Source organism: Verrucomicrobiales bacterium (assembly GCA_016793885.1).
GTDB lineage: Bacteria > Verrucomicrobiota > Verrucomicrobiia > Limisphaerales > UBA11320 > UBA11320.
The window spans coordinates 1-14,139 of sequence record JAEUHE010000151.1; the positions used below are offsets into that span (position 1 = coordinate 1).

Annotated in this window: 5 protein-coding genes; 3 read left to right on the forward strand and 2 right to left on the reverse strand. The window is 57.8% G+C overall.

Features of this window, described 5'->3' with window-relative positions:
- Nucleotides 1-262: 262 nt before the first annotated feature.
- Nucleotides 263-1,576 (reverse strand): right-handed parallel beta-helix repeat-containing protein, encoded by a 1,314-nt coding sequence (locus JNN07_17390; GenBank protein MBL9169518.1) that lies wholly within the window; start codon nucleotides 1,574-1,576, stop codon nucleotides 263-265.
- A 963-nt stretch (nucleotides 1,577-2,539) separates the two neighbouring features.
- On the opposite strand from JNN07_17390, the gene JNN07_17395 reads away from it, so the two are divergent.
- Together JNN07_17395 and JNN07_17400 are read left to right on the forward strand one after the other, a co-directional pair.
- The gene (locus JNN07_17395) at nucleotides 2,540-4,801 is read left to right on the forward strand and encodes a right-handed parallel beta-helix repeat-containing protein (GenBank protein MBL9169519.1); all 2,262 of its coding nucleotides are present in this window, start codon (nucleotides 2,540-2,542) and stop codon (nucleotides 4,799-4,801) included.
- Nucleotides 4,802-4,990: 189 nt separating this feature from the next.
- Entirely contained in the window at nucleotides 4,991-10,549 is a 5,559-nt protein-coding gene (locus JNN07_17400; GenBank protein ID MBL9169520.1) for a PAS domain S-box protein, read from the forward strand.
- An 81-nt stretch (nucleotides 10,550-10,630) separates the two neighbouring features.
- On the opposite strand, the gene JNN07_17405 is transcribed toward JNN07_17400, so the two are convergent.
- Nucleotides 10,631-11,668, reverse strand: coding sequence for a hypothetical protein (locus JNN07_17405; protein MBL9169521.1), 1,038 nt, complete (start codon nucleotides 11,666-11,668; stop codon nucleotides 10,631-10,633).
- Nucleotides 11,669-11,883: 215 nt separating this feature from the next.
- Here JNN07_17405 and JNN07_17410 point away from each other — a divergent pair, with 215 nt between their 5' ends.
- Nucleotides 11,884-14,046 carry an immunoglobulin domain-containing protein gene (locus JNN07_17410; GenBank protein MBL9169522.1) on the forward strand — a complete coding sequence of 721 codons (2,163 nt, stop codon included), beginning with the start codon at nucleotides 11,884-11,886 and terminating at the stop codon, nucleotides 14,044-14,046.
- Nucleotides 14,047-14,139 lie beyond the last annotated feature (93 nt).

The following is a 14,139-nucleotide window of genomic DNA, read 5'->3' on the forward strand; positions in this document are numbered from 1 at the left end:
TGCAGATTTTTAGCATCACACTTTTTGAGAAAACTCCGCTGTTTGCTGGGCTTTTCGATGACTTGCCTCCCGAGAAAATTCCCAACCTCAATAAAGCGCCCTATTTACCGGGTTTTTAAACCGGACACTACTGATGAGTGACGAGTGATGAGTGATGAGTGATGAGTGACGAGTGACGAGTGACGAGTGACGAGTGACGAGACCCTGCCAACGGACAACTGACCACTGCCAACGGCCACCTAGCACCTAGCACCTAGCACGGTCACTTGCCGGGGCTGCCCGGTCTGTTCTCCGCGGGATCTTTCCGTTCGTCTAGGACCTGGGTTGCGGCTTTGATTCGATTGCCAGCCAGCGTCACTTCGCCAGCGCGCGATCCAATGCGGACACCGGTCTTCTGACGTCCGCTGCCGGTGTCCTCGACCAGATTATTGCGAATGACGGTATCGCGGGTGGCCCCATCCACGAATAAACCCCAGCCCTGATTATCGGTCACGGTGTTGCCTTCGAACGTGACGCCGTGAGCCGCCATGGCCTCGCTCTCTGCCCGCCAATAAACCCCGCCCCGGGCGTTTCTGCGAATGATGTTACCGCGAACCAAGTTATTGCTGTCCTTGTGTCCGATCGACATGCCACGTCCGGCGTTGTTTTCCAGCAGATTCCCTTCCGCCAGGCCACCTCGAACGCGCCAGCAGAAAAACAAACCGTCATCTCCATTGGCACTCGCTCGGCAATTCACCACGGACGGACGTTGAGAGCCGCTGCCCGGATGCAACCCGAAGCCGGCGCATCCTTCCACCACACAGCCTTGGACCTTCACATCGTTCGATTGCTGAAAGCTGATGCCGTCGCCTGAGTAGTTTCGCACCACGCAGTTGCTGATCACGGTATTGTCCCCGCGGTAGAGGAAGATTCCGGCAGTGCGACACCCATCCACCCGGGTGGGATTCTCGGCTCGATTGCCATCGATGGTGAGGTTCTCTACACGCGCATCTTCCAAATGATAGCCACTAATGACCGGGAAAACGGTGGCGGCGAATCCATCGTCGGCCACCATGATATCCGCGTTCATCGAGCGGCTGAGGGTGAAGTAGTTGCTGCGACCGTTGAGCAGCGTGGCGCAAACGCCGTGGAAGTTCCGCTGCGTTTTGGAAGCGACGTAGACACCGTGGCCGATTTGGAACCCCGTTGGATCCGCGACTACAATGGCCGCCTCACCAAAGTCACCATCGGCAGCGAGGGCGGAGCGATATTCGCGATCCTTTTTCAGCACCGTGCTGCCGCCTGAACCACGCACCGTGACCCGGCTGCGCAAGTGCAGTGAGTCTTGCATGCGATATTCGCCGGGAGCGATGGTGACGACCCCGCCTCCGAGGCCGGCCACGTAGTCCACGGCTGCTTGGAGAGCGCGATGATCCGATCCGACGATATGGGCATCGCGTGGGCCGACCGTGATTTCGATGGCTGGCCGAGCATGCAGCTCATTTTCCGCGTGGCGACGTCCAGCCTGATCGGCCACGGCGATGTCGGCGAGGAGGAGGCTGGTGGAGAAGGTCAGCGCCAGTCCGATGGATTTCATGGCGTTACCGTAAGCATCATTCTCGCTTGCACACAAGCCAGCAAATATCCGATGGGACATCGGCTGGGGCAGTTTGGCGTCAACAGATGGAGGCGAGGCGGAGGATTTAGCCGCAAGAAACAAAAGAAGTCGAAAGAAGGGGACAACGGATGGGATCAATTGACCTGAATCCGGATCAGTTTTTTCGTCATCTTTCGTTCTTTGCGGCAAAATGGTCTTGTTCCTGGTCGGAGGCCGAGAGAGGGAGGCTTTAGCCGCAAGAAGCGAAAGAAGACGAAAGAGGGGACAACGGATGGGATCCGTGGTTCTGAAGCGGAATCGGTTTTTTCGTAGTCTTTCGTTCTTTGCGGCTAAAAGTCAGTTTCCCGGTTTTCGGACGACCGCAGACCCTCCCGCAAATGCCCCCTGATTATTTTCTAAATGTCTGAAAATTTCCGGTAGGCATTCTTACTTTCCTGTTCTATCCTCCCTTCAGTGGCAGGCAGTTGCTATGCCGCGCCGTGTCCTTAGTTTGTGTCTGGTATGCGTTAGCTTCGTCGGTCGTCCGACCTTGGTATTGAATTCGCGTCTTTATTTATATTCGCGTTCGGTACGCCGAATACCTAAAGCTTCGGCAACCTGCACGGTGACTCCTGGGTTGCGTGCGAGTTCGAAGTTTGACTTTGGTAGATGAAGTGCTTATCGCAGAACCGCTTGTAAATAGCCACTTGGCTTGGTTAGCGAATGGATGCCCCGAATGTTAACCACCGGCGGAGAGTCGTTGACGGCCTAACAGTCCCTTCAACGGCGCTTTGACCTCTGCTTTGCATGAATTGCAGTCCTACAAATAATTAATTATCAATTGGTTACGCTATAAATGGATTTCGGCTGCCTTTTTGACTATCAACCTTTAAGAGCTTATAATAAGGCTCATTTGTTATTAAAAAGCTTGTTTACATAGTTTGTGTTTTGGGTGTGCTCTGGATGGGCGCTCTTCCGGGTTGGACGCTGTCTTCAGAATTGGTGGAAGACTTTGGCGCGGTCGGAGACGGCGTCACGTACTCGCACGTCCCCATCCAGGAAGCCATCAACGCTGCCGGTGTCGGCGGAACCGTCTATTTCACCAGCAACATGGTCTACAACCTTGGTCAAAGGTTGATCGCTATGTCCGGCCAAACTTGGCTGGGGTTCGGCGCCACACTCCGTCGGTGTGACTCTATCCAGACCAGGCTGACCGAGGATGCTCCTATCGGGAGCAAGACCCTGAAGGTGGCTGACGGGTCCTTGTTCGAGGTGGGAATGGAAATCACGCCCATCCGAGGGCCGGCTATGGGGGACGGTGAGGCTCCCTTCGACGTCGAGCACAAGATCGTCGGAATCAATGGCAATGTGCTGACCATGATGTATGAACTCGGCCAATCGTATTCGGCCGGAGACCTGGTGGTGACGATTCATCCGTTGGTGGAGCTGCCGGCCGAAAGCGAAGGAATCAAACTTCAGGGAGTACGATTCGATGGAAATTACGACAAAAACAATTTCCACCATGCTTGGCAGGTCGGACAGCTGATTGTGTTTCGGGGGGTAGGTCAGAGTGTCGAGAACTGTTCCTTCGAGAATAGTTGGGGCGATGCCATTAATTTGGGAGGGGTGAATTCCAGGATTGTGGGCAATCGGTTCACCGGCGCGGGCGGCGCGGCGATTCATCTCAGCAGCGCTTCCCTGATGAGCATCAGCAACAATTACTTTGCCGACCTCTGCCGCGCTTCAGCACTCGCTCTGCATACGGAAGGTGCAGTGACGGTTTCCCAGCAAAACCAGGGAATCCTGCTCTTTAACAACACCTTCACCAATATCAATGGGCTCATGGTTGGCTACATCGATCCCACCGGGAATCGCGACATGACGATTGAGCACAACGAGGCCATCGATTGCAAAGGCCTTACCGACATTATTTTCTACCACGAAGACTTCATGCCTGGCTTTGGGCTTTCGGTGAATGTCGTTTTCCGCCACAATCGGGCTTCTAACGTGGGTTTGACCTGGGTACGGAACTACCTGGACAGCAAACTCGAGCAGATCACTTTTTCGGACAACGTGATCGCCAATGGCTATTTGATCGTGGAAGGGGTCAGTGGTGCCAGCGTGGTCAATAACACATTTACCATGGTTTCCCCTGAGATTTATGGGGACAACACCACGTCGCCCAGCGAGTCTGCGGGATTGGTCACACTCAGGTCTTGTGACAACGTCCGTGTTTCCGGGAATACATTGGTGGGCGGGCGAAAGGGAATGGTCATTCAGAATTGGAGTGCGGTGGCCATCAGCAATGTAGTCGTGACCGGGAACACGGTGCAAGGTGCCGACATTCACGCACTGGAAGTGGGGGAGCGGGTGCGATTGCGAGAGGACACCAGCCGCAGCGACTTTGGGGGTCTGACGATCGATGGCAACACGTTTAGAAGCTCCAACTCTGGCCCTACTGATAATCTGGGTTGGCTGGGACGAAAAGTGGCTTTCTCCAACAACTACCTAGAATCGCTAGCCGGAGGCCTGGAGGTCCTGGGAGGTGGAGCGCTCCTCTCCGACCATACGCGTGTTTTCGGAAATACCTTTTTCGTCGCTACCCAACCCTTGCTGATTCCGCTGCCAGCGACGTTGACCAATTTGACCATCGTCAGCAACGTTTGGTCCAGCGCGCTTCAGGCTGCTTTCTACGAGGACAGCGGGAGTGTGATCCAAGCCAACTCCGGCCTGCTGCGGGATCTGCCGCCTCAGTCCATACATGCAGGTGGGCAGCTGAGCTTGAGCCTGTCCCCAGGCCATATCCTCTCGCCCCCAGGAACGTTGCGCTATTCTCTCCAGTCCCCGGTGTCCGATGGACTCTCGTTAGACCCGAGCCGGGGTGTCTTGTCGTGGCTGCCAGGGCCGGATCAGAGCGGCACGACCAACGTCATTTCCGTGACGATCGAGCATGCGGAATTCCCGGATGAGCTGAATTTGACGCGATCGTTCACGATCGTCGTGAGGCCTGAAATCCGGTTGGAGCCTCGACTGCTGCCGGACGGCAGACTTCGGGTGACAGTGAGCGGTAATGAGGGTGTGCCCTTTCTGGTTCAGGTCTCAACCAACCTGATCGACTGGAGCACCTTGTCGAGCGCAGAGATGGAAACGTCCTCGGACTCGTTCACCGATCTCAACCCGGAACGGCTGCCGGTTCGTTTTTACCGAATTCTCGTCTCGCCCTGATTGGGGCCCTCGTCGGAGGTGCATCTTGGCACCCTTCGCTGCTGCAACCAGGGTAGTCGCCTCGCTCCCGGCGGCGTCTTACGCTTTGGACCCCCGGCTTTTCCGATCGTACATCGATCCTTGGTCAACAAATGGCAAGTATTTTAGCTTTTCCCCCCTGCACATCCTGTCGATGATTCCCCCAGTAGCATGCGAACAAACCGAGTCAAGTCGCGGCGAACGGGGTGGTGGTGGCTGGCTTTCTGCGTGTGGTGTCACACAACGCTTTCCACTTCCCACGGTGCGGCACAACAACAAGAGGCGAACGAGGGGCAGAAATGGCGGATGCTTTCCTTCGCGCAGGACGCGCGACTGGCGGGGCAGAACGTTTTCCACATCGACTTTCAAAGAAGACACCAGCCTGGAACCGTAGACAAGGTCTGGCTGGCGACTTCAGGTGGATTACAAGAATACGATGGCTACAACTGGCGCCAGCATGGCGTCGCACAGGGGTTGCCCAGCGACTTCGTTCGTTGCTTACTCGTCACCCGCCAGGGAGATCTGTGGGTCGGGACCGATCGGGGCTCGGGTGTTTATGATGGCCAGACATTTCGCACCGAGGGTTCTGAAACCAACCTCGCCGGCCCCAGCGTCCGACGCATGGTCGAGGACGTGGATGGGACGCTCTGGTTCTGCAGCGATCCATGGCCCAGTTCCGCGCGCAGCGGCGGACTGACGTCGCTTCGGAATGGTCAGTGGCGCCGCTTCACCACGCAGGATGGGCTGCCGAGTGATTACGTGGTGAATTATTTTCGTGACTCCTCCAACCGCCAGTGGGTGGTGACCAAGGACGGAGTGGCCCAGTGGAGCGGATCCAATTGGGTAACCACCATTACGCCGGCACCCGACAGGGATAGTTTTTCGTCCGGCTGCTTCGCAGAAGTCCCCGGCCGTCCCTTGATGTTCTCCGCGGGCGTCGATGTCTACCTGCTGCTCAACAGTGAGTGGAAGCTCCAACCGACCCCGGCGAAACCCTCGCATCACCAACATGGCATCTGCGCTACTCGTGACGGGAAGATCCTGAGCAGCGTCTCCACAAGTCCCGGACGCAAAGCGATCGGTGAATGGACTGGTTCGGAGTGGGTCATCCGATCTGCCGAATTTGATCTCCCACAGGGTTACAATGAGGACCTTCGCGAAGCTCCGGACGGGAATGTCTGGGTGGTGGGTTTCGAAACGGTGATCTGTTGGACGCGTTACGATCAGTGGGACATGTTTCACCAAATTCCTCCTCCGAAGTTGGTTGAACCACCCAACCGGATGTGGTTCGGAAGGGATCGCCAGGGCGTGTTGCCCGCGTTGACCCCTGTCCGCTTTGAGAACGGTCGGTGGGATCGCCTGGAGTCACCTTACGACGATCTGGCGATCGACAGCACAGGCTCGGTTTGGGGCTGGTCCTCCAACCGGGTGACGCGTTGGAACGGATCCAATGTGGTGCATTTCACCGAGACCCACACCGGGCTGCGAACGATTCAAGCCGGAAGAGGTGCTGAAACCGGCGGGTACTGGCTGATTGGGCTGGATCGGGATGGCCAGCCATCGACCGCCCGTTTCCTCGATGGCCGTTGGTCGCAATTCGCCCTACCCACCAGAGATGGAACGTTTTCAGAAGCTGGCCTGGCAGCGAGGCAGGACAGCCTCTGGATGCTCTGGCGTCCGTTTGCCCAGACCAACGCCGTCATCTTCCAACTTGGGACAGGTAGGACGGCCACTCTGGATGTGCCGCGCGAAATCCTGAGCGAGTTCCATCACGGCCTGCATGTGAGCCGCGATGGCTCCAGCCTCTGGTTATATGGCGACAATGGCTTGTATCGAATGCGGCTGGGCACCCCAACATGGGAACCCGTCGCCGGGCTTCCTGGTCGGACCGTCGTTGGCTTGGTGGAACGGGAAGGGGAGATTTGGGTGGGGTGCACCGGGGCAACCGGCGGAACCGTTGGGTTGGCACGTTATCGTGAAGGCCAATGGAAAACATTCCCAACCCGTTCCGTTAGCAACATCTCACTGGCTCCAGATCTGACCCTGTTGGTGGGCGGCAAGTCCTGTTTGACGGTGGTCGAAAATCATCGAGATGCCCTGCCGCTCGAAATCGAACTTCCCGAGGACATCCGCGCTGACGGAGTGATCAAAGACCATCGTGGTGCCTATTGGGCAGGCAACGATGAGATTCTGCTACGGTTTCATCCTGATCGTGTTCCCCCTGAAACACGGCTGTCAGGGGTGGTCACCAACCTTCTGGAAGGAGGAAGCCTCACCCTGCGCGTGGAGGCCGTGGAACGGTTCCGCCCGTTAAACCATCGCTCGGATCATTCATTTTCGTGGCGGGTGGACAATCAGGAGTGGAGCCCGTTTCGGCAAAGTCCGGAACGACAGATTGAGGTTCCGCCGCTGCCTTTAGGGACGCACACGCTCACCGTCCGGGCACAGGATGGTGGAGGCGACATCGATCCTACCCCGGCGGTTTTCCACTTCATCGTCTACTCGTTGCCCTGGCAAAGCAGGAGCTGGTTCCTATGGACGGTGGCTAGCGTGGTTCTTTTGCTCGCCTCCTTTGCGTTCGTCGCCATTCGTGCACGGAGGGAGCTGGCCTCCTACACCCTCACGCTGGAGCAACGTGTTGCCGAAAGGACCGCCGCGCTGGAGGCCGACCTGATCGAACGGCGTCGCGCTGAGGCCGCCTTGCGGGAGAGCGAGGAACGATGGCAGTTCGCGCTGGAAGGCTCCGGCGATGGCCTTTGGGATTGGAACGCGCAGAACAACGAGGTGCACTTCTCGAGCCGCTGGAAATCCATGCTAGGCTACGCCGATCACGAAATCAGTCATCACCTGGAGGAATGGGACACGCGTGTTCATCCTGAGGACAAAGCCCGCGTGCTCGCCACGCTGCGGGCCCACCTGGATGCCCGGATACCCCTCTACGTGAGTGAGCACCGACTGCGCTGCAAGGACGGCTCCTACAAGTGGATCTTGGATCGCGGTAAGGTGATGACTCGCAGTCAGGACGGCCGTCCCATTCGCGTCATTGGCACTCATTCGGACATCTCTGATCGAAAGCGTGTCGAGGCGGCGTTGCTAGAAAGCGAGCAACGGCTGAACGCGACCCTGGATTCGCTGATGGAGGGTTGCCAGATCATCGGGTTCGACTGGACCTACATTTACGTCAACCGAGTTGCCGCCCAGCAGGGACGGCGGAGCCGGGAAGAGTTGATCGGAAGGAAGATTACCGACATCTATCCTGAAGTGGAGCGAACGTCCCTCTATTCCGCATTGAAACAGTGCCTGGTCGAACGGATTTCTCAGCGCATTGAAAATGTTTTCACGTATGCCGACGGCAGTTCCGCCATCTTTGATCTGGAGATCCGGCCGGTGGCAGACGGGCTCTTTATCCATTCCATCGATGTGACGGCACGGCGTCGGGCCGAGCAGGAACGCGAACGCCTGGTGCTGCTTGTCGAGCACAGCGCCGATTTCATTGCCACCGCCGCGCTGAACGGTCAGTTGACCTACCTGAATCCGGCTGGGCGTCGGATGATTGGCTTCGGTGAGACTGAGGACATCCGGACGCTGAACTTTGCCGATTACGTGCCCGACCGGTGGCGGTCGTGGTTTACCGACACGATCGTACCCCTCGTTCGGGAAAAAGGCGTTTGGGATGGCGAGATGCAGCTCTTCCATCTGCAGACCAAGCAACTGATCGACATCTCCCGCTCCATGTTTCTCGTCCGGAACCGAGAAACGGGGGAGCCCATTGGTTTTGCCACGGTCACACGCGATGTAACCGCCCGCCGGGCCTCGGAAAAGGCCCTGCTTGAAAGCGAGGAACGCTTTGCCAAGGCCTTTCAGGCAAACCCTGCCATCATTGCGATCAGTACTTATCCGGAGGGTAGGTATGTGGATGTGAACCAGGCCTTCACCGAATTGCTGGGGTTTTCCCGCGACGAAGTCATCGGACAGACCGCGATGGAACTCGGTGTCTGGTCGATTCCGGCTCAACGCCTGGCCATCACCGAAGCTCTAGAAGCTCGCCAGCCCGTCCGGGGAGCCGAGTGTCAGCTCCGTTCCAAGTCCGGCGCTCTTCTCACCGTGCTCGCTTCCGTGGAGCAAATTGAGCTGAGCGGAAAGCGCTGCCTGCTGTTCATCAATCATGATATCACCGACCGGAAATCTTCCGAGAGAATGGTGCAGGAAACCCAGTCGCGATTTCAGCAACTTGCGGAAAACATCCGCGAGGTGTTTTGGTTGACTAACGCCGACAAGACTCAAATGCTCTACGTCAGCCCGGGATACGAACGCATCTGGGGGCGATCTTGCGAAAGCCTTTACCAGTCTCCCGGTTCCTGGCTCGAGGCCATTCACATCGATGACCGCGAGCGGGTGGGCAACTCACTTGCCCAGAACCAGTCGCAGGGAACCTATGACATCGAGTATCGCATCCTGAGGCCTGACGGTTCGGTCCGATGGATTCACGATCGTGCGTTTCCAGTCAAGGCCGATTCAGGGGCCATCTATCGTATCGCTGGGATCGCCGAGGATGTCACCGACCGCCGCCAACTCGAAGCCCAGTTTAGACAGGCCCAGAAGATGGAGGCGTTGGGCACCCTCTCGGGTGGCATCGCTCATGATTTCAACAACATTCTGGGAGCTATCTTCGGAAATGTTCACCTGGCCACCCTCGATCTGGATGCCAACCATCCGGCCTCGGCGAGCTTGAACGAAATCCAGAGGGCAGCGAACCGAGCTCGGGACCTTGTCCGGCAGATCCTCGCCTTCAGTCGTCAACAGCCCAAAAGCCGGCAGAACATTCCTCTGGGGCCGGTGATTCAGGAGGCGGTAGGGCTGTTACGGGCCAGCCTGCCGGCCGGGATTGAGCTGATCAAGACACTGGATCCCACGGCGCCGAGCGTGTTCGCCGACGCCACGCAGATCCACCAGATTGTCCTCAACCTCTGCACCAACGCTTGGCACGCCATCGGTGAAGGGCCTGGACGGATCGAGATTCGACTTCAGTCCGTGAAGATTGAGGGACGAGACCCGGCACCTTCCCCGGATCTACACCGAGGCGTCTATGCCTGCCTGTCGATCATCGACAATGGGCACGGGATGGACGCTTCGACATTGGACCGGATTTTCGAACCGTTCTTCACTACCAAGGAACCGGGCCGCGGCACCGGCCTGGGACTGTCGGTCGTGCATGGCATCGTGAAATCACACGATGGGGTGATCCGTGTGTTCAGCCAGCCCGGACAGGGCACGGCCTTTCATCTTTACTTCCCTGGAGTCGGTGCGGAGAGCGGCGGACCCGCACTCGCGGCTCGCTCCCTCCGTAGAGGTGCCGGCGAGCGAATCCTCTATCTCGACGATGAACAACCACTGGTGGATTTGGCGGTCAAGATGCTGCATCGCCTCGGCTACGAAGCCGATGGTTACACCGATCCTGGCACCGCCTTGAGGGCGTTTAAAGCCAATCCTGAGTTCTACCAGTTGGTCATCACGGATCTGCACATGCCGGGGATTTCCGGCATCGAGTTTATCCAGGCCATTCGAAAGCTTCATCCCACTATCCCAATTATGCTCAGCTCGGGACATCTCACTGACGATGTCGTCGCCCGAGTTCACAATCTGGGCGTGACCCGCCTGCTTCACAAACCGAACACGCTGGACGATTTCAGCGGTTGCCTGCACGAGCTGCTTCACCAACGTCAGCCTTAAGCCTTGGTTTTCCTTGGCTTTCACCTCCACAGCGAGAGGCTCCTTTGTGGAATGAGCCAAGCGCTCGCCTCCGGCTTGCGATCATCGCGATGGATTCAGCTTGGGGCGGAGTACTTCGATGAAGCGTCGCTCGTCCGGATCCGTTGGTGCTGGGGCCTCGGAGTGGAAGAGTGAAGTGCCCTTCAGGAGGGTTTCCAATGATTCACCATCGGAGGCGACATGCTGACAGTTTACCCCTTGTTCCAGCAGCCAGGCTGCGAGCGCAAAGCGTCCGCGATCCACGGCACACATCAACAGAGTCCACCCATCGATACCGCCGGCCGACGGGGGAGCCAAGACATGAAGGTTGGCGCCGTGCCGGGCAAACAGTTGCATGCGGGCCAGATCCATGACCGGGTCGAAAATCAGGGGATAGCTTCCGGATAAGGCGGGTCGATTAAGTTCCGCACCGTGCTGGAGCGCCAACTCCGCCAGAGCAGTGGCTTGGTCACCGCTAGTTGCGACGATTCGGGCCAGCGCCTGGCCATCCGGTGCGAGAGCTGTGTCGTCCCATTTCCCGTCACCCGCGGCAAGTAGCCAGCGCACAGCGTCGAGCTGAACCGCGGATCCAGCACTCGGATCTGCGGCTCGGGCCAACGCATGGCCGAGGATGGTCCGGCCCAGGGAATCGCGCTGACGGCGATCCAGCGCTGGGTCGTTAGCCAGGCGTTGAATCCCAGCGGCATCACCGGCGTCGATCGCCCGCGCCAGTTCCTGTAATTTTGGATCGTAGAAACGTCCATCAGGCGCCCGGGTGAACCTCAAAGAGTTGGGCAGATTGACCTTGATGGTGATCAGAAGTGCGAGCGTGATGGGTATCAAAACCAAAGCCGATCCAACCATCGCCGCCGCAGTTGGTCCTCCCCGAGAACCCCAGAGAAGCAGTGCTGCAGCGATGAGAAGCACCGGCATGGAGACTAACCCCATAAGAGCGCCGGACGCGCGTCCCGCGCCATCCCCTCCGGGACTCCGGGCAGAAAGCAAATAGACTGCCACCAACGTCCAGAGAACCAAGCCTATCCAGGCAGCTGTCGTCAGGAATTTCAGCACTTGCCGAGGGTGATTGACTATCGGGTCCATGTTCGTTCGTTAATCAGGCTACCCTATCAGAATAATAGGGCATTTCTGGTTCATCGAGCCGAAAGTTTCATTCTAGATTCGCGTCGAGCCGGTGGCTTGTTGGGCCCGAGCAAATGTTGCGTTCTACCCCTCTCGCTTGTGCTCAAACGATTAGGAGCTTATATTAGTGTGTTAATGAGCGGTCTCATGTCGAACCACCCCGAGGAACCTCAGCGATGAGCTCTGTGCTGAGATCTCTCACTTTTTCCCTGATGGTGTTCAAAGCACTCCTGATCTCCGGGAACGCGTGGGGAGAGACGCGAGTGCCGCTCGAGCATGCGTGGAATTATACGATACTGACTTGGCCGCATTCGTCCGATTGGGCAAGTCCTTCCTACGATGATACCAAGTGGCTCAAGCGGGAGGCTGTGATCGTTCGATCGCCGCTTGCGATCGGGCGGTCTCTAGCATTGAGAACGACTTTCGTCTTCGACGGAGAACCTCGGCAAGTCGCCCTCAAGCTTTCTCATTTTATCGGCGGGGGCGCAGTGTTCTACTTAAACGGATTGGAAGTGGGCCGCTTTAATTTATCCAACGACGCACCTTTACCTGGTTGGACGGCGTGCGAGGTGGGCCCCACCAACGTCGTTCTCAATTTTCTGGTCGTGGATTCAGGGGCTCTCCGCGCGGGGACCAATGTTTTGGCCGCTGAGGTGTTCCCGAGACTGGCGGAGAAAGTGGAACGATCCTACATTCTACCCGCCATATTTGGTCTGAGTCTGGACGATGTGCCGATCGGATCCGTCAGGATCGACTCTCAGCCCAGGGGGAGCTCCGTGCTCTCGGGTCAATCGGTTACCCTGGAATCGGTGGCATCCGGGGAGGGGAGCCTGAATTTTCAGTGGGAGAAGGACGGCGTTCCACTTGAAGGGCGACGCACACCCCAGCTTCAGATCGCATCAGCATCTCTGCAGGACGCGGGGATCTATCGAGTTCGTGTCTGGAATGAGTCGAGTGAGTTGTGGAGCAATCCTGTCGGGTTGAATGTGATCCCTAGCGGGCAGGCCGGAGCCATTGATCCGTCCTGGTTCACGACCTTCGCTCCGTTGGCCAGCGACAGTATCGCGACCATTGCTCAGGTTTACCGTCAGAAGGACGGAGGGATGTTGGTCGCAGGAAGTTTCTCCCAAGTCCAGTGCACCCCTGGGTTTTCGGGAGTCGCGCGGCTGCGAGTTGACGGGACCCCTGATCCGTCGTTTCAGGCCCCTCAACTTACCGAGCTGACCTCCGCCAATGCCTTTAAGGTTCATGCAGTTCGCGAGCTGATGAACGGGAAAATCATCGTCGGCGGCATCTTTGGACGGGTCAATGGGGATTCCCGGATGCTTGTTGCTTGGCTGAATCCCGATGGGACTCTGGACAGTTCCCGGTTCCTGAGGGATTCCCGGGGACCCCTCCTTTTCGTAACCCCCAAACGCGTCGAAGCGATCGTGGAACTGGAGAATGGACAACTGCTGATTGGCGGGGAGTTTGGGGTTTATTCCGGGGCCCGGTTATATGCCAGTCTGATTCGTGTCAACGAGGATGGAACCCTTGATGAGGGCTTTCGTCCGCCTTTGCCCGCGGACTGTGGAGCCCGGGCCATACAGGTACTGCCGAGCGGGAAATATTTGATTGGTGGACGATACATCGGTTACTGGGATGCCGATCGAACCGCCTATAGCGGCGACCTGCTTCGCCTCGAGGCGGACGGCACCCTGGACTCGACCTTTCCCAAATTCCCTGGGATGAACGAGGTGAACTGCATTGTTCCGGCGCCGGACGGATCGATCTACGTCGGGGCCCTTCGGACGACTTCCGGCTGCAACAACCTGTTGCACCTCCCGGTCGACGGCGAGCCTGACCCCTTTTTTGGAGGCGAGTTGTGCCGCCAGTTCGCGGTTCATTCGCTAGCCGTCCAGTCGAACGGCGCCCTCATTGTCAACGGCACGCATCGTTTCCGTCCGGATGGTGTTAAGGACAAGACCTTTGGTGGGCAGCCTCCGCAGGGTGATGGCAATCCACATGCGAGGCAGCTGATTTGTCTTTCCGATGATCGTGTTCTGGCCGTCGGTAACTTTTTGAACTGGGACGATCAATACACCGGGCCTTCCGTTGTCTTGCAGGCTCCATTTTATCCCCCGGAGCTGCGGGTCGAAATCGTTCGGCCGGGGGTTCTCCGGGTCCTATGGCCCGAATGGGCGAAAGGTTACGAGCTTCAGAGCGCGGAGCGTATGAATGAAGCGGAGGGGAGTTGGTCCGCAGTTTCTACCGCTGAGGCTGAGTTGGTGGCCGGACATTGGCGGCTGTCGATCAAGGCTTCTGATTCGACGGCGTTTTACCGTCTCAAACGGAATTAAACTGCTCTGGGACACCAGCCCCGCATTCCAAAAACTTTGTAACCGATGCCCTTTGGGAAACGGATCGTGCGGGTATGGCGGTGTGAGAGATTC